The following is a 17,835-nucleotide window of genomic DNA, read 5'->3' as shown; positions in this document are numbered from 1 at the left end:
GCTCACCCTCGTCCCAAGATAGCTAGAGCCTGTTTTGCGGCTGCCTGCTCAGCTAATTTTTTAGATTTCCCAGAACCACTACTAATCTGTTCTTCATTAACCCAAACCGTCACCTCAAAGGTCTTGGCATGGGCTGGTCCTGTTTCTGAAACCACTTGATAATCAATGGATACTTCTCCTTTGGCTTGTAGGAACTCTTGTAAACTGGTTTTATAATCCTTAACCTGTTCAAAATTACCACGTTCAATTTCTGGAATCATCACTTGATTGATAAAACGGGCAACGGCATCCACTCCCTTATCCAATAACACAGCTCCTAAAAAGGCTTCGAATAAGTCCCCTAAAATCGTCGCACGATCGCGTCCGCCAGAACGTTCTTCTCCTTTTCCGAGTTTAATGTAATCCGCAAAACCCAGCTGACGAGAAAAGCCTGCCAAACTCTCTTCACGAACAATCATTGAACGCAATTTGGACAAGTCCCCTTCAGGTTTTTTGGGATATTTACTGAAAAGGTACTGGGAAATCATTAACTGTAAAACAGCGTCTCCTAAAAATTCCAAACGTTCATTATGTGAAATCTTTAGGAGGCGGTGCTCATTGGCGTAGCTAGTATGAGTAAAGGCTGTTTCTAGTAAGGTTAAATCCGAAAAAACAATACCAAAATCATCTGCAATTTTTTGTTCAAGTGCTTTCATAGCTTATCCTTTCTAAATACCCTATTATTTCCATTATAGCAAAAATCATATAAAATTACTTCTTCTAATTGATTTATTCGTCAGAAAAAACTAGGATAAGTCCTAGTTTTTTTAGTCTTTTATTAAATTCTGGTCAATGGACTGGCTGAATCAGGTGACGTGTCATAGATTTTAACATCTTGACCAACTGCAATATCTGCTTGTAGCAGTGCCGTTTTCATGGTCATGTGAGCCAATTCTTTAATATTATTTTCCTTACTCAAATGTCCCAGATAAATCTTTTTAGTCTGTTGTCCCATGGTACGCAAAATACTATCTGCCCCATCTTCATTTGACAAATGGCCCTTGTCTGACAAGATTCTTTGTTTGGTTCGCCAAGGATAAGAACCTGCACGCAAAATTTCAACATCATGATTAGACTCAATCAGATAAGCATCTGCATTGGTTAGTAAATCTGCCATCCGATCACTAACATAACCTGTATCGGTTAACATGACAAAGGATTTATTGTCCTTCATAAAGCGATAAAATTGTGGGGCTACTGCATCATGGCTGACGCCAAAACTTTCAATGTCCAAATCACCAAACGTGATCACCTGTCCTTGTTCAAAGACGTGTTTTTGAGCTAGGTCAATCTTACCCAGCATATTATTTTCATCCATAATTTGCCAAGTTTTTTGATTGGCATAAATATCTAAATGATATTTACGAGCCAATACCCCTACACCATGAATGTGATCACTATGCTCATGTGTAATAAAAATAGCATCTAAATCTTCTGGCTTGCGATCGATTTCTGCCAATAATTGACTAATTTTCTTACCTGACAAACCCGCATCTACAAGGATTTTTTTTTGAGAACTTTCCAAATAAAAAGAATTGCCACTGGAGCCAGAAGCTAAGATACTGTAACGAAATCCTTTTTCTTCCATTAGTCTAATTCTACATCCTCCCATTCCTCAAAACTTGTCTGTGCTTTTTCATAAGGTAGAATAATATTAAACGTAGAGCCCTTTCCTTCTTGACTTTTAGCCCAAATAAAGCCCTTATGTTGTTTGATAATTTCTTTAGCAATTGATAAACCAAGCCCTGTCCCACCTTGAGCACGACTGCGTGCCTTATCAACACGATAAAAGCGATCAAAAATCAATGGTAAATCTTTCTTGGGAATGCCCAGGCCTTGATCGGTAATTGATAGCATCAGACGATTTTCACTGGTTGCCATAGTGACAATAATCTGACCACCATCTGGTGAATACTTAATGGCATTATTTAGCAAATTATCCAAAACCTGCGTCATCTTATCTGTATCAATTTCCAACCAAGCAGGATTTAAGGGGTAATCCCTGATGATTTCAAATCGTTTGCCATCACTATTATTTTGATTTTTTATCTGCTCAAAACGGTTAAGAATAGCTGTCACAAAAGCTGTGAAATTGGTCATTTCCACATTTAATTGATTGGCCTTATTATCAATTCGTGACAAGTTTAGCAAATCTGAAATCATTCGCATCATCCGATTGGTTTCATCTAAGGAAACCTTGATAAATTCTGGGGCAACAGGTTCATTTAAGGCGCCATCATCTAGGGCTTCTAAGTAAGATTTAACAGAGGTTAAAGGGGTTCGTAACTCATGACTAACATTAGAAACAAACATGCGACGCTCTCGTTCTTCTTTTTCCAAATTGGTGGTATCATGTAGTACCGCAATTAAGCCTGACACAAAGCCATTTTCCTTACGATTGAGGGCAAAACGAATCCGTAAAGTAATAAATTCGCCATTTTCATCTCGACTATTTAAAACCACTTCTGGTGTTTTTGTGATTAGATCTTGATAACTATAAGGATTATCACGACCTAAAATATCTAAAATCGACAAATCAAATGCCTTTTCACGAGAAATATTCAGGTATTTTTCGGCTGTGGCATTGATCATGATAATACGACCAGTACGATTCGTGGCTAAAACACCATCTGTCATATAGGCTAAAACACTGGCTAAACGATTACGTTCTTGAGCCAGACTGTCATGGGTATAACTCAAAACATTAGACAAATCATTGAGATGATTGGCTAAATCTACCATTTCATGATCACCCTTAATTTTAGGCAAAGTATCACTGTAATCTCCAGAAATCATTTGCTTGACTTTAATATTTAGACTCTTAACATTTTGAGCATGGCGATAATCCCTAATAGCCAACCAAATAAAATAGAAGGCTACAAAACTCAGTAAAAATAGTAAGGCTAGTTCAAACTGCGTTAAATTATTAATAACAAGATTTGTATCATTCATGAATTCTCATATAATAGCCTACACCCCGTCTCGTCATAATATAGTCAGGACGGCTAGGCGTATCCTCCAATTTTTCTCTCAAACGACGAATGGTCACATCAACGGTTCTGACATCTCCAAAATAATCATAGCCCCAAACAGTTTCTAAAAGATGTTCACGCGTCATCACTTGACCAATATGGTTGGCTAAGTGATGCAACAATTCAAACTCACGATGCGTCAATTCTAAATCTTCTCCACGCTTTTGTGCAAGAAAGGCATTAGGAATAATCTCTAACTCGCCTATAGTAATCTTGTCAACGCCAAGTTCACCTTGTTCTTCACTAAGCGCTGTTTCAATATTTTCTGTACGACGCAAATGTGCCTTGATACGAGCAAGTAACTCACGGTTAGAGAAAGGTTTGGTGACATAATCATCTGCACCAATTTCCAGTCCAATCACCTTATCAAATTCACTATCTTTAGCTGATAGCATGATAATTGGCACATGGCTTGTTTTTCTAACTTCTTTAGCAACTTCCAAGCCGTCCAATTCTGGCAACATCAAATCCAACACAATCAAGTCAGGTTCTTCAGCTGCAAAAATCTCTAAGGCTTCTCGACCATCAAAGGCCGTCAGTGTGTCATAACCTTCCTTGGTTAAATTAAACTTAATAATATCCGAAATCGGTTTTTCATCATCAACGATTAGAATCTTTTTCATCTAAATCCTCATTTCTACTGGATTTTATTTTTTTACATTATATCAAAAATACCACAAGAAACCTATTATTTAACTAAGTAGTCAATTACTTCTGCGTAAGAGCTTGGCAAAATGGCGAGTCGCCTGTTTCACTAATTGATAATTAGAACATCCATTTTCTGCATAAAATCCCTGGGGATTAAAGTAACTATGGCTGTAATTTGCTTGTCGCTTACGACTACGATTAGGGGCTTTGAAACCTTTCTTCATTTGCCTACGAAAGTTTGGGTCATGTGGACTGACAGGGTTAACATCGAGTTCCCAATGCCGTTTATTTGGCCTGCCATAATTAAAACTAGCCCCATTAACCACACCATTTTCAGTGATTGCTTGCGTATCCACTTCATTGAGAAAATTGCCCTGACTATCAAGGATAAACTCCGTATGAAAGTTAATTAGTATCTTAATATTGACTGAGGGATAGCCAGATGGGTACTGCTTCTTACCATCACTCAACTTAATTTTATTATGTAAGCGAGCTGAATAAGACAAGCGATAACTGAATCGTCGCCACCAAGGAAAAGTCGTCTTGAGATAGCTCGCCAAAGCCTCGGCATCTGTTCTTTGAGATTGACCAAAATGGTGACGAATATACTGGGCCTGTTGACTGGAAATAACATAGCGAAGCTGATGAATCTGCCTGGCCAACAAACCTTTTTGAACTAGCTCCTGATTTGGAAAGGCTTGATTGACCAAATTAGCCAAGTCCCACCAGAACGCATCATGGGGAGCTAGATTTATCGAAAAAAGATTGACTAACGTCTGATTTTCTAAGATAGTTCCTGACAATTCTGCTGGAAAACGAAGATGTCGAACCAGCAAGACCAACAGTTCCTTGGCTGACAGATTTTCTTTTTCTATCTGCCACATCGTCATAAAATCAACTGTTCCCACCCTTAAATCCAACAACTCATTTTTAGATGAAAGAAGAGCTTTTAGGCTACTTTCAGACCAGCCCATATCCAAGAGTTCCAATAACTGTTGAGCCAAGACATAACGCTTTTTCAGATGATTTTGATTAAACTCGTTAAGTCCAGTTTCTGATAGTAAACGCCACATAAACTTCTCCTTTCTATCTTATCTATTATACCATAGAAAAAGGAGCTGATAAATCAGCTCCTTCAAGTCTAGTCAACCACACGAGAATAGTTAGCAATATCTGCCAAAATATTATCAACAAAAGCAGCCAATTCTTCTGTATGGGTTTCCTTGCTACCATAGCGACGAACATTAACTGCTTGATCCGCCATTTCCTTATCACCAACAATCAACTGGTAAGGAATCTTCTTGGTTTGACTTTGACGAATCTTATACTGCATTTTTTCATTACGCTCATCAACAACCGCACGAATACCACGATCTTGCAGTGTCTTAGCCACTTGCCAAGCATAGTCAGCATGAGCTTCATTAGAAATTGGAATCACAGTCACTTGCGTTGGTGCCAACCAAGTTGGGAAAGCGCCTTTATAAGTTTCAATCAAGTAAGCTGTAAAACGTTCCATGGTCGATACAACACCACGGTGAATCATAACTGGACGATGTTCTTCACCATCAGCTCCAACATAAGATAGTTCAAATTTCTCAGGTAACAAGAAATCTAGCTGAATTGTTGATAGGGTCTCATCATTACCAAGAGCGGTTTTAACCTGAATATCTAATTTTGGTCCATAGAAAGCCGCTTCACCTTCTGCTTCATAATAGTCTAACGCCATATCATCCATCGCTGCTTTCAACATGGCTTGAGCATTTTCCCACATTTCATCATTATCAAAATATTTTTCCTTATCTTCCGGATCACGATAAGACAAACGGAATGAATAATCAGTCAAGTTGAAGTCTGCATAAACATCAATGATTAGTTGCAAAGTACGCTTAAATTCCTCACGAATTTGCTCTGGTGTGACAAAGATGTGACCATCATTAAGGGTCATTTCACGCACACGTTGCAAACCAGATAGCGAACCTGATTTTTCATAACGGTGCATCATCCCAAGTTCAGCAATACGAATCGGCAACTCACGGTAAGAATGAACATGGTTTTTATAAACTTGAATATGGTGTGGGCAGTTCATTGGACGCAAAACGAGATGTTCCCCTTCACCCATATCCATTGGTGGAAACATATCGTCACGGTAATGATCCCAGTGACCAGAAGTTTTATAAAGATTAACGTTCGCTAACGGTGGCGTATAGACATGTTGGTAACCAGACGCAATTTCCTTATCTGTGATATAACGCTCAACTGTACGACGAATCGTCGCCCCATCTGGTAACCAGAATGGCAGACCTTGTCCAACTTCTGGATTAACCATGAACAAATCCAATTCTTTACCGAGTTTACGATGATCACGTTCCTTGGCTTCTTCACGCATTTGAATATATTTCTTCAAATCTTTCTTATCAAACCAAGCTGTACCATAAACACGTTGCATCATTGGATTTTCACTCTTACCACGCCAGTAAGCCCCAGCAACATTTAACAGTTGGAATACTTGAATATGACCTGTCGTTGGCACATGTGGGCCACGGCAAAGATCAGTGTATTCTCCTTGGCTGTAAATGGTCAAGCCACCCTTATCTTCTGAATGTTCTTCAATCAATTCGAGCTTATAAGGGTCATTTTTGAAGATTTCACGCGCTTCTTCTTTAGACACTTCCTTACGGATACTTGGGAAGTTTTCTTTGACGATTTTACGCATTTCTTCCTCAATCATCGGTAAGTCTTCATTAGAAATTTGCCCTGCTGCATTATCCGTATCGTAGTAGAAACCGTCTTGAATAGCTGGTCCAACCCCTAAGTGAATATCTGGGAAGTGACGACGTGCCGCTTGAGCAAACAAGTGAGCTGCTGAATGACGCAAGAGATCAAATGCGTCTTCATGATCTGGCGTCACAATTTCCAAGCTACCATCTTCTGTAATGGCACGAGTGGTATCAATCAACTTACCATTAAATTTACCTGCAAGAGCTTTTTTAGCGAGAGAATTACTAATTGATTGAGCAATCTCAAACGTTGTTACACCAGATTGAAACTCACGAACCGCTCCATCTGGAAAAGTAATTTGTACCATTTATAGATACCTCCTTAATCTTTTTTAATTTGTAGTAACTGTTCCTTATCGTTCAAAAATGTTTCCATTTCTGTTTGAACATCAATATCTAATCGATCAGCCAAGGTGATCAACCACCAAATATTTTCAACCAGTTTTTGTTCTAGTTGATAAGGCGTTTCATCATAATATCGCCCTTGATGTGTCATAACCAAACGATTTAAGTTTCCAATATCATTCCCCAATGCCAGTAAATCTTCTTCTATCGACCATTCCTGACCATGATGACGTATTTCTAATTGCCGATAGGCTTGACGAATAGCTTGACAACGCTTAATCCAATCATCTGATACCATATCGTCTCCTTTATTTTTATAAAATAAAAACGTCCTTACAAAAAGGACGTCGTAACGTGGTTCCACCTTAATTTGTGTGAACTTAGTCCACACCTCATTAACGGTTATAAGGTGACCACCCTTTTATGTTTGCATAAAATCAAGGGAAGAGTATTTACTCGCTAAGGTTTACGTCACTCTCAGCAAACGGACGCTCTCTTAGAAACCTAACACAAGAAACATGTTTCCACTTACATTATAGCACACCAATCAAAAAAATGGCAAGAACTAATCTAAAAAATCTTTGATTGAACGAATCATGTGTCTTGGAACTTTGACAACCTTAACAGATGTTCTAGCAGTTTTCTTCACCGCTTTCTTGGGTAAGCTCATGGCTGAACGAACTAATTTTACTGACTTCTCTGTTCGACTGCTTTCAATGGTCAATGAAATCGGAGTTGTTTTTTGCGACTTAGAAATCAAGACATCCAAATAGAACTGATAGACGGATTGACCAAAATGTTGTGCTGAAATCTGATAGAGTTTTTCATCCCACTGGGTCATATCCTTTTCTGGTTTAACCAATAAGGCCTCTAAAATAGCACCTGCCAAGTCGTCTGGATCGGCATACAAGACACCAAACATTGAATCACTAATCAAGTCATCTAAGTAGGGATTAGTTTGGGCAATAATCGGCGTCCCACTGGCTAGACTTTCTGTATAGGTCAGTCCTTGGGTTTCACTGGTTGACGCACTGATAAAAAAGTCAGCAGCCTTATAATAAAGAGCCGTTTTTTCATGAGATATCATGCCAGTAAAGACTACATGCTCCGTAATACCTAGCTCCTTAGCCTGAGCTTTCAGCGTTTCAAGATAAGGTCCATCGCCCACAACGACTAATTTAACAGTTTGAATTTGGGAAAGTACATCAGGCAGACTTGATAAAATCGCTTGGATATTTTTCTCATAAGACACTCTTGATAGGCTAAGCAACATCTTTTCATCGGCTCTTAGATTAAGCTCCGCTCTCAAATCAGCAATCATCTGTGGAGAAATATCATCACGACGATAGTTTTCTAGATAAATCCCTGTCGGAATAATACGTTTTGGCACCTTAATCTCATAATTGTTCATCAGATTAAGCACAATACGACTAGGACAAATCAAACCATCAAGATCCTTCAAATAGCCACGCATAATATACTTAACCATGCTCGGTCTGATAATCATCCCTTTAGCAATATAGTTAACATAATCTTCATACTGGGTATGGTAGGTATGGACTACAGGGATTTTTAAGGCTCTGCCCAATATTTTTCCTAAAACACCCACATTAAACTCAGTCTGTGTATGGATAATATCAAGTCGATACTTTTTAGCAATCTTATACGATGACAAGAGCCCACGATAAGCCACTCGCCGATCGGTAAATGAAATAAAAGGAACGCTTGGTAAACGGATAATGGTTGGGTCATTATACGAACCTAAATTTTTATCTGTTGTGGTAAAAATATAAACCTGATGACCTGCTTCTTCCAAAACTTGTTTCAAAGTTTGAATACTGGTCGCAACACCCGACACCTGTGGAAAATAAGTGTCCGTAAATAAACCAATTCTCATCTGTCGCTCCTTTCCATTATGTTTATCTTATCATAAAATAGTTTAAATTAAAAGCCAAGTAAAACCCTCTCAAATCAAAGTCAAGAGGGTTAAAAGTTATATCAAAATTAGCTTAGTCTAAAGCGTTTTACTTACTATCATCATCCATACTAAGCACACTCAAGAAAGCTTCTTGTGGGACTTCTACTGAACCGATTGATTTCATGCGTTTTTTACCAGCTTTTTGTTTTTCTAGAAGTTTACGTTTACGAGAAACATCTCCGCCGTAACATTTAGCCAAGACATTCTTGCGAAGGGCCTTAATGTCTGTTCTCGCCACAATTTTATGACCAATAGCTGCCTGAATTGGTACTTCAAATTGCTGACGAGGGATGATTTTTTTCAGTTTTTCAACGATAATTTTACCACGTTCGTAGGCAAAATCACGATGGACAATAAAGCTAAGGGCATCAACCTTATCACCATTTAGGAGAATATCCATCTTAACTAAGCGAGAGGTACGATATTCAGAGATTTCATAGTCAAAGCTGGCATAGCCACGCGTTGATGACTTGAGCTTATCAAAGAAATCAAAGACAATCTCAGCCAGTGGAATTTGATAAATGACATTGACACGATTATCATCAATGTATTCCATGGTCACAAAGTCACCACGTTTACGTTGAGCAAGTTCCATAACGGCACCAACAAACTCCTGTGGCACCATAATTTGTGCCTTAACGTAAGGTTCTTCAATGCTATCAACCTTGGTTGGATCTGGAAACTCACTTGGGTTGGATACTTCAAGCTGATTACCATCTGTGGTATTGACATGATAAACCACTGACGGTGCAGTCATGATTAAGTCAATGTTAAATTCACGCTCCAACCGCTCTTGAATAACGTCCATGTGAAGTAAGCCCAAGAAACCACAACGGAAACCAAAACCAAGAGCTTGAGATGTTTCTGGTTCAAATTGCAGACTGGCATCATTGAGTTGTAATTTTTCTAAGGCTTCTCGCAAATCATTGTATTTATTAGACTCGATTGGATAAATCCCTGCAAACACCATTGGATTCATCTGCTTGTAGCCTGCAAGAGCTTCTTGGGCTGGATTGTTGGCTAGGGTAACTGTGTCACCCACTCGAGTATCAGCAACTGTCTTGATAGACGCTGCAATGTAACCAACATCTCCTGTTGCCAGAAAATCACGTCCCATAGCCTTAGGAGTAAAAATCCCAACTTCAGTCACATCAAAGGTCTTGCCATTAGACATCATTTGAATCTTATCGCCTGGCTTGACCATGCCATCCATGATACGAACTTGAAGAATAACCCCACGATAAGCGTCATAAACCGAGTCAAAAATCAAGGCTTTCAGGGGAGCTTCCACATCACCAGTTGGGGCTGGTACCTTTTCAACAATCTGCTCTAAAATGTCTTCAATCCCAATTCCTGCCTTGGCAGACGCCAAAACTGCTTCACTGGCATCTAAACCAATCACATCTTCAACCTCAGCTCGAACACGCTCAGGGTCAGCGGCAGGCAAATCAATCTTATTGATAACTGGCAAGATTTCCAAATCATTATCCAAGGCCAAGTAAACGTTGGCCAAGGTTTGTGCTTCAATCCCTTGAGCCGCATCAACAACCAAAATTGCTCCCTCACAGGCAGCCAAACTGCGTGATACTTCATAGGTAAAGTCAACGTGACCTGGTGTGTCAATCAAGTGGAAAATATAGGTTTCGCCATCTTTAGCCGTGTAATTCAACTCAATCGCATTGAGTTTAATGGTAATCCCACGCTCACGCTCCAAATCCATGCTATCAAGGAGTTGATCTTGCATCTCACGACTTGATACCGTTTCTGTTTTTTCTAAGATACGGTCAGCCAAGGTTGACTTCCCATGGTCAATATGGGCAATGATGGAAAAATTACGAATTTTTTCCTGCCGTTTTTTCAAATCATTACTATTCATTTCTTATCCTTTACTATATCTTATCAATTCATTTTATTATATCAAAAAAGTTACCTAATGACACTCCTTTACACAGTAAAGTCTATCTTTTTCGCCCCCCAAAATACAGTCCCCAAAAGACTAATTCATACAAGACGAAAAAAATGACAAAACAATGTAAGAAAAAGGTTTCTGGCAAAATTAGAATCACTGGATCTGTAAAAGGATTAAATAGCCAGTTGCTCTTGCCTGCAAAAAAGATTTGATGGAAAAGATAAAAGAAGGTTTCAAACCCAACTAACATCACAACAACTGCGATACCCAAAGGCAAAAGTGCCAAGCCTTTTATGGTCAGACGATAGGATTCAAAACTGGTTTGACGCCAATCTTGCCCAAAAAAGCGTATGGCTGGCCAAAGGGTTAACAAAAAAATGCCTTGAGTTAGTAAAAACAAGCCTTTCACATCTGCAAAATGCTTTAAGCCTGCTTCTGACGATGGAAAATCCGTCATGCTTAACCTAGGCGACCAAAATTGAGTGAGATAGGTCATCAGTTGATTAAAATTACTTAAAATTACTGATGGACTAAGCGACACTTGCTTAGGCAAATCTAGCCAACCAATCTCTAACGGAAATACCAGCCAAGCCAAATAAATGGTCGCTAGAACAAGACTTGCCAGTAAACATAGCAAGGTCAGATAAAATCGCCACTTACTCGTCATCATCAATAGACCATTCTGAAAGACTAGCAACCACATGGCTAGGTGCTTGTGGTAGGTTTGGCACTTCTTCTGGCTTAGTAAATCCTGTCGTCACTAAAAGGGTAGGAAAGCCATTATCCAAACCTGCTCGAATATCCGTCAAATAATTGTCACCCACCATGACCGTTTCTTCTTTTGGTGTGCCTAAGCGTTGCAAGGCTTTTTCCATAATAATAGCATTGGGTTTTCCAATCACCGTTGGGACAACTCCTGTTGCTGCTTCAAGTAAGGCAAGCAATGACCCACCACCTGGTAAAAGTCCTTGTTCTGTTGGGATATTAAGATCTGGATTGGTTCCAATAAATCTAGCACCTTTTTGAATGGCTAGGGTGGCAAGAGCCAATTTGTCATAGGTGACTTGACGATCTAGCCCAACCACAACATAGGCTGGATTGTCCTTATCCTCTTGATAGCCTGCCTCAAAAATGGCAGACTTTAGCCCGTCTTCGCCAATGATATAGACTGTTTTAGCTAGATTAAGGTCATCCATATAATCCACTGTCGCCAAGGTTGCTGTATAAATCTGACCTAAATCCGTGTCAATCGCAAAGGTCTTGTTTAGCAATTCTTGGACTTGCTTCGGAGTTCGTGTGGTGTTATTAGTTAAAAATAAATGCGGTAGTTGTTTTTCTTGTAAACGATAGACAAAGTCACGACCGGCTTCAATCACTTGATTGCCTGTGTAAATCGTACCATCTAAATCAATTAAATAACCCTTATAGTTCATCTTTTTTCCATTCTATGATTGCTTTGGCGTGAGTGCCTTGATGAGAGGTGATGACATGATGACTGGTTAGCCCATCTTGCTGATAGTGAGTGGTTAGCTCTGTCTGTGCCTGTATTTCCTTTAGATAACTCAAACGAATACGACTTGGGTAATGATGTGTCAGAAAATCAAATGGCAGCTCATCATAGAACCAATCCAAGTAGCGTGTGTTATTAACATGCCCATTCAAGTCCAAGTCAGAATACACCACTTGAACCAAGCGTGAATGAGCTTTGGTTAAGTCTGGATAGGTATAGGTTGGCAAACGCTTTTGCCATTTTTCTGAGCCAAACGGGCTGATGATGTCCTCTGACACACGATGAGGACGGCGACTTTGGTAATTTAACAAGACAAAGGTCGCCTGAATACTGACCAATAACTCGTCTGATTCTGATAAGATGTGAAAATCACGGTAACAAGTATAGGTTGTATAAGCCGTCGGCTCCGTCTTTATCTTTAACCGTTCATGATAAGACGGCAAACGATTGATTACCACATCATAAGCTGTCACTACCCAGACTAGACCATGTTCTTGAAATAACCACTGGTCGCTAATTCCCAGTGCTTCTGATTGTTGAGCAGATACTTGCAAGGCTAAAGAAATCAGATGAGCTAGGCGCATTCTCCCATGACAATCCATCTGATAAAAAGGCACTTGCAACTGATATTCAAATAGTTTTCCCATATCTTCTTACTCCAAAATAAATTTTTCAGCAACAGTATCTCCCAGAAAGAGACCCTTTTTCGTCATGCGGATAAACTCTCTGTCTGCTGACAATAGACCATCTGCTCGCAATTCTTCAACAATCTGACCATATTGTGCGTCAAAGGATACGCCAAACTTTTCCTCAAATCGCTTGATGGATACACCAGATTTTTTACGCAAGCCAAGGAAAAATTCTTCTTCCATTTGTTCATTTTTGGTCAAAAACTCTTCGGACAGGCGTGAATGTTTTTCTTCACGAATGGCCTTCAAATAGTGTTGAATTGGCCCGCGGTTGCGATAACGCATACCATTGATGTAGCCAGACGCCCCCGCTCCACAGGCAAAGTACTCAGCATTATCCCAATAAACAAGATTATGACGACTCTCAAAACCTGGCTTGGTGAAGTTAGAAATCTCATAATGCTCAAAACCATTAAGTTCTAACTGCTCGATGATATATTCAAACATCTCGGCTTCTAAATCTTCCGTTGGGAGATTGAGTTTGCCCCGACGCATCTTGTTCATAAAGACCGTGTGATGTTCTAAAATCAAACTATAAAGACTAAGATGAGGAATATCCAAGGCCAAGGCTTTTTTTACATTTTCCTTGACATCTTCCATGGTCTGACGTGGCAGAGCATAGATTAAATCAATGGAAATGTTATTAAAACCAGCTTGTTTAAGGCTGTCAATGGTGCTATAAATCTGAGCTTCGTTATGACTACGACCAATCTGTTTCAAATGCTTGTCATTAAAGGTCTGAACACCAAGAGATACTCGATTGACTGCCGAATTTTGCATAACTGCAATCTTGTCAGGTGTCAAATCACCAGGATTGGCTTCAATGGTAAATTCTTCGAGCATGTCAAGATTAAGCTCTTTGGTTAAATTGCTCAACAGATAGTCTAATTGTTCGGCAGAGATTGCTGTTGGGGTTCCCCCACCGATATAAAGGGTTCTTAAATCATGAATATCATAAGTCCTAAACTCAGTCATCAAGGCTTCCAAGTAGTCATCAACTGGCTGATTTTTGATAAATACCTTAGAAAAATCACAGTAATAACAAATCTGAGTACAAAAAGGAATATGGACATAAGCTGATGTTGGTTTGTTTAACATAGTTCTATTTTATCATTTTTAGAGCTAAATGCTAAGGAATTGTTTGAGTTAATCTCCTTTTTGCCTAAGTTAAGTTCCTAGACTGTCAAAAATAGCTTGAGTTGACAAACTTGTGCTATTGACCTTATCCCAATCACAAGTCTAGACAGTTAAAAAACTTTAGGATTGTTCGGGAATTACTGCTTGAACTGCTCTGCCCTTTTTGGGCAAACACCATCACACTTTTAGACAGCAAAAAACCTTTAGAATTGTTCGGAAATTACTGTTTGAACTGCTCTGCCCTTTTTGGGCAAACACCGTCACACTTTTAGACAGTAAAAAACCTTTGGAAATACTCAAGAATTACTGTTTGAGCTGCTCTGCCAAAAAAAGGCAGACCTCAGCACACCTACTGAGTAAGCAAGTTCTTATCAAAAACTCTAGCCAGTAACCAGTTTACTCACCTATCTTTTTAAGATGGTTCAATCTCTCTTTTATCTAGTGACTAACAAAAAATAGCCCACTAGATTTCTCTAGTCGGGCTATGCTTATTTTCCAATTTCAGCTTGAACAACTTGGGCAATGGTATCCACGTAATAGTTGACTTCGTCATCTGTTGGTGCTTCTGCCATGACACGCAAGAGTGGCTCTGTTCCACTTGGACGTACCAAAATGCGACCGTTACCTGCCATCTCAGTTTCCATTTTTTCAATAATGGCTGCAATAGCTGGCACTTCCATTGCTCGGTGCTTCATTTGATTATCAACAGGAATGTTGACTAATTTTTGTGGGTAAATCGTCACCTCGGCTGCTAACTCTGATAAGGACTTACCTGTTTCTTTCATAATCTTGGTTAGTTGAATGGCTGTCAGTTGACCATCGCCAGTCGTATTATAATCCATGATAATCACATGACCTGATTGTTCGCCACCAAAATTATAGCCAGAGCGACGCATTTCTTCAACGACATAACGATCACCAACTGCTGTAACAGCCTTGTTGATACCTTGACTATCCAAGGCCTTGTGGAAACCTAAATTTGACATAACTGTTGTCACAATGGTATTTTTAGCCAGTTGCCCTTTTTCAGACAGGTACTTACCGATGATAAACATAATCTTATCACCATCCACCAACTGTCCTTTTTCATCAACGGCAATCAAACGGTCACTATCCCCATCAAAAGCTAGACCAACTGCTGCTTGCTCTGCAAGTACCAATTCTTGCAATTGTTCTGGATGAGTTGAGCCAACCTGTTCATTAATGTTAAGACCATTTGGTGTTTCACCAATCATGCTAAGGTCTGCTCCTAGATCCAAAAAGACATTACGAGCAGAAGCGACTGCTGCACCATTAGCAGCGTCAATTACCACTTTCATACCATCAAGTGCAATCCCTGTCGAAGTTAGGAATTTTTCATACTTACGAATCCCTTCAGGATAAGCGACCAAACGACCCAAACCTTGGGCACTTGGACGTGGCAAGTCATCTTGTTCGGCATCTAGGAGGGCTTCGATTTCAAGTTCCACGTCATCATTGAGCTTGAAACCATCACTACCAAAGAACTTAATCCCATTATCCCTAGCTGGATTGTGACTGGCTGAAATCATGACACCTGCACTTGCATTTTCAGTGCGTACAAGATAAGACACGCCTGGTGTAGCTAAAACGCCTAATTGATACACTTCAATACCAACTGATAACAGCCCTGCAATCAAAGCCGACTCTAACATCTGACCTGAAATGCGTGTATCTCGTGCGACAAAGACACGTGGTTGATTCACTTCATGTTGACTTAAAATATAACCGCCAAAACGTCCCAACTTAAAAGCTAACTCTGGTGTTAACTCCAGATTTGCTTCACCACGAACACCGTCTGTTCCAAAATATTTACCCATAATTGTTTACTGTGCGACTTGCACTTCCTCAACTTTCTATCTTACTAAATTTATTTTTTGACCGGTGATAACTTCACTTCAACTTGACTAATAGATGCCGTTATCCCTTCTGGTACTTGTAAAGATGTCATCTGAATAACTTCTTTATTCACACCTGTAATATCCACCTTGGTTGTGATCTCGTTAATCGTATCCAACTGTTCTTGACTACCTTGAATGGTTACCTGTTCCTCTGTTAGTTTATAAAGCACATTGGATAGACTTTCTTCCATTTTTCCAGATAACTCAACCTTGATTGGTACTGTCTTTGTGATAGCTTCTACATTGACGGTCAATTTTGATTTTGACGGCTCAATGATGCTTGGTAAAACCGTGCCATCAGCTGCCACTGCCTGCAAGGTCACTGCACCGCTATATTTTTCTGATAGAGTCACATCTTCTGGTAGTTTAGCAATGACTCGACTGACTTGATCGATTGTATTTTCATCGCTAGTCACTTCTACCTTTTTATCAGCTATATCAACATCTAACAGACGATAACCCTGAGCTAGATTTATGCTATCCATATCAACTTCAACATTGAAGGTTTTGGTTTTCTTCAATCCTAAGGTGACACTCATGCTGGCTGGTATGACCTTTGCTGTCATTCCACTAGGTAGATTTCTAACTTTTAATTCCACCTTACTCGTGCCTTCTTTAACATTGGTTAAATCAGCCACCACCTTAAACTTCCTCGTATCACTGTTGATTTCTGAATCCAATTTCACACGATTGGTCGCTGTTAAATAGACTTCTGCATCATAAGAATAACCCACGATAAAGTACTTACTATTGTCATATTGAATATCAATAGGAACATGTTCAATGGTATAAGTATAGGTTTCTGCTGATTCTTTGGTTGTATTGACCTTATTGCTATAACGTACCGACGTCGCTGTTAAAAAGAGCAAGAAGCTCAAGACTAGCGATAACAGAACCATACTAAATTTGGTTTGAAAAAATCGTCTAAGCATGAGAACCTCCTAACAAACGAGACAACCAACTTATCTTTTTAGGCTTATCTGTTTTAAAGGTTTCTCGTAAGAGATCTTCAAACTGTGTCAGAGTTAAATCATGGTAAAACTGACTCATGTGGGTCACTGAAATGTCACCCGTTTCCTCAGACACAACAATAGTAAAGGCATCAGATAGTTCTGACAACCCAATAGCCGCTCGATGTCTCGTTCCAAATGTTTTTGAGATGTCCATAGATTCTGACAAAGGAAGGTAAGAACAGGCTGTGACAATCTCTTTTCCCCTAATGATTACTGCTCCATCATGTAAAGGAGTATTCGGAATGAAAATATTGATTAAGAGCTGGCTGGAAATCTCAGCGTTAAGTGCAATACCAGAGGCAATGTATTCTTGTAGAGTTTGAGTTTGTTCAACTGCGATTAAAGCACCTATCTTACGTGGACTCAGATAGGCCACTGATTTCACAAAAGCCTCAATCATTTGATCCTCATCATTATCTACTTTTTGTTTCATCAAGATATTGGTTGTTCGTCCAAAACGCTCTAATCCAGCTCGAATTTCTGGAGCAAAAATGATTACAAGGGCAATAACCCCATAGGTTAAGACCTGATTCATTAGCCAAGCTAGTGTGGGAAACCCAATAATTTCAATGACAAAACGTAACATGACAAAAAGAATAATTCCTTGAATCAAGGACATCAATTTTGTTCCAGCTAGGCTTTTGATAAAACGATAAATCAGCCAGGTTACGATTACAATATCAAATAAGTTTACTAAAATTGTCCATGGATCAGTAACCAAATCAGCCCAGAATCTAGCATCTAGTGCTAATATACTATTCATGCAACCCTTCCTTTCTCTTTTCAATCTATACTATTATGCTTATTATATCATTTTCTATGGAGTTTTTCCTTATCTT

At 39.3% G+C, this 17,835-nt stretch carries 16 protein-coding genes; all 16 read right to left on the bottom strand.

The annotated features are described in order from the left end of the window. Nucleotides 1-2: 2 nt before the first annotated feature. Entirely contained in the window at nt 3-695 is a 693-nt protein-coding gene (rnc, locus tag FRX52_RS01510) for a ribonuclease III (RefSeq protein ID WP_146495244.1), read from the bottom strand. Nucleotides 696-817: 122 nt separating this feature from the next. Beyond that, complete coding sequence (locus FRX52_RS01505) at nt 818-1,627, bottom strand: MBL fold metallo-hydrolase (RefSeq protein WP_146538245.1); 810 nt, start codon at nt 1,625-1,627, stop codon at nt 818-820. Beyond that, entirely contained in the window at nt 1,627-2,991 is a 1,365-nt protein-coding gene (gene vicK / locus FRX52_RS01500) for a cell wall metabolism sensor histidine kinase VicK (RefSeq protein ID WP_146460317.1), read from the bottom strand. Before vicK ends, FRX52_RS01505 begins: the two co-directional genes overlap by 1 nt. Then, nucleotides 2,984-3,694 carry a response regulator YycF gene (gene yycF / locus FRX52_RS01495; protein ID WP_146460315.1) on the bottom strand — a complete coding sequence of 237 codons (711 nt, stop codon included), beginning with the start codon at nt 3,692-3,694 and terminating at the stop codon, nt 2,984-2,986. The genes vicK and yycF overlap by 8 nt, the downstream gene beginning before the upstream one ends. An 81-nt stretch (nt 3,695-3,775) precedes the next feature. After that, nucleotides 3,776-4,792: a DUF3114 domain-containing protein gene (locus FRX52_RS01490; RefSeq protein WP_146538244.1), complete on the bottom strand. Its 1,017-nt coding sequence runs from the start codon at nt 4,790-4,792 to the stop codon at nt 3,776-3,778. Nucleotides 4,793-4,860: 68 nt separating this feature from the next. After that, entirely contained in the window at nt 4,861-6,804 is a 1,944-nt protein-coding gene (gene thrS, locus FRX52_RS01485) for a threonine--tRNA ligase (RefSeq protein WP_146538243.1), read from the bottom strand. 14 nt (nt 6,805-6,818) lie between these two features. Next, nucleotides 6,819-7,139, bottom strand: a complete 321-nt coding sequence (locus FRX52_RS01480; protein ID WP_146460312.1) for a MazG-like protein — start codon at nt 7,137-7,139, stop codon at nt 6,819-6,821. A 267-nt stretch (nt 7,140-7,406) separates the two neighbouring features. Beyond that, entirely contained in the window at nt 7,407-8,738 is a 1,332-nt protein-coding gene (locus FRX52_RS01475) for a glycosyltransferase family 4 protein (protein WP_146538242.1), read from the bottom strand. 127 nt (nt 8,739-8,865) lie between these two features. After that, nucleotides 8,866-10,695 carry a translation elongation factor 4 gene (lepA, locus tag FRX52_RS01470; protein WP_146538241.1) on the bottom strand — a complete coding sequence of 610 codons (1,830 nt, stop codon included), beginning with the start codon at nt 10,693-10,695 and terminating at the stop codon, nt 8,866-8,868. An 82-nt stretch (nt 10,696-10,777) separates the two neighbouring features. Further along, nucleotides 10,778-11,398, bottom strand: coding sequence for a TIGR01906 family membrane protein (locus FRX52_RS01465; protein WP_261378942.1), 621 nt, complete (start codon nt 11,396-11,398; stop codon nt 10,778-10,780). After that, nucleotides 11,385-12,161, bottom strand: a complete 777-nt coding sequence (locus FRX52_RS01460) for a TIGR01457 family HAD-type hydrolase (RefSeq protein ID WP_146538240.1) — start codon at nt 12,159-12,161, stop codon at nt 11,385-11,387. Before FRX52_RS01460 ends, FRX52_RS01465 begins: the two co-directional genes overlap by 14 nt. Next, nucleotides 12,151-12,885, bottom strand: a complete 735-nt coding sequence (locus FRX52_RS01455; RefSeq protein ID WP_146538239.1) for an acyl-ACP thioesterase domain-containing protein — start codon at nt 12,883-12,885, stop codon at nt 12,151-12,153. The genes FRX52_RS01460 and FRX52_RS01455 overlap by 11 nt, the downstream gene beginning before the upstream one ends. A 6-nt stretch (nt 12,886-12,891) precedes the next feature. Beyond that, complete coding sequence (gene hemW, locus FRX52_RS01450) at nt 12,892-14,025, bottom strand: radical SAM family heme chaperone HemW (RefSeq protein ID WP_146495225.1); 1,134 nt, start codon at nt 14,023-14,025, stop codon at nt 12,892-12,894. Nucleotides 14,026-14,552: 527 nt separating this feature from the next. After that, nucleotides 14,553-15,902: a phosphoglucosamine mutase gene (gene glmM / locus FRX52_RS01445; protein WP_146538238.1), complete on the bottom strand. Its 1,350-nt coding sequence runs from the start codon at nt 15,900-15,902 to the stop codon at nt 14,553-14,555. A gap of 50 nt (nt 15,903-15,952) precedes the next feature. Next, a complete protein-coding gene (locus FRX52_RS01440) occupies nt 15,953-16,915 on the bottom strand; it encodes a YbbR-like domain-containing protein (RefSeq protein ID WP_146538237.1) in 963 nt (320 codons plus the stop codon). Beyond that, a complete protein-coding gene (gene cdaA / locus FRX52_RS01435) occupies nt 16,908-17,759 on the bottom strand; it encodes a diadenylate cyclase CdaA (protein WP_146538236.1) in 852 nt (283 codons plus the stop codon). The genes FRX52_RS01440 and cdaA overlap by 8 nt, the downstream gene beginning before the upstream one ends. Nucleotides 17,760-17,835: the final 76 nt, after the last annotated feature.

It is taken from the genome of Streptococcus sp. sy018, assembly GCF_007859185.1.
Classification (GTDB): domain Bacteria; phylum Bacillota; class Bacilli; order Lactobacillales; family Streptococcaceae; genus Streptococcus.
This window is presented reverse-complemented; position numbering and strand designations above follow the sequence as displayed.